The sequence below is a fragment of the Burkholderia sp. BE17 genome (genome assembly GCF_009362305.1).
Classification (GTDB): Bacteria; Pseudomonadota; Gammaproteobacteria; order Burkholderiales; family Burkholderiaceae; genus Burkholderia; species Burkholderia pyrrocinia_C.
Genome location: NZ_WHNU01000119.1, coordinates 1 through 435, shown reverse-complemented (window position 1 = coordinate 435; position 435 = coordinate 1). Strand labels below are relative to the sequence as shown.

Genomic DNA, 435 nt, shown 5'->3' with positions numbered 1-435 from the left:
CGCCTAATGTCATTAATTTATATGGCTTTTGATCCATCAAATCATTAATAAATTTTAAAACAACTTTCAAGTCTTTCTCGGTTTTTACATTTTGTTTTGAGATTGCCATCCAGCCGCCCATTCCATTATTTGTATCTGATAAAACACGACGTTTGCCTTTTTCATCTGTCAAGTCATTAACTAGTGCCCACTTCATTCCTGCTTGGTCGGTTCCTTTTGCTGCATTAACATAATTTTTGGCATCTGATAGAATGGTTAGAACAATTCCACCCTTTCCTTGAACAATATAATCTTTTTGATCATTTTTTGTCATCACCGAAAAATCTGAATTCATCCAACCTTTTTTATAAATGTTACGGAACCATCGCATTGCATCTTTGTATTCTGGCTGCATAAAGGAAGGCTCGATCTTATGTTTTTTTGTAACAGCAAACC

At 34.7% G+C, this 435-nt stretch carries 1 protein-coding gene; it reads right to left on the bottom strand.

The genetic code is table 11. The features are described from left to right. Nucleotides 1-394: hypothetical protein (locus tag GD429_RS40095; protein WP_227792255.1), on the bottom strand; the 394-nt coding region annotated here is incomplete at its 3' end. Nucleotides 395-435: the final 41 nt, after the last annotated feature.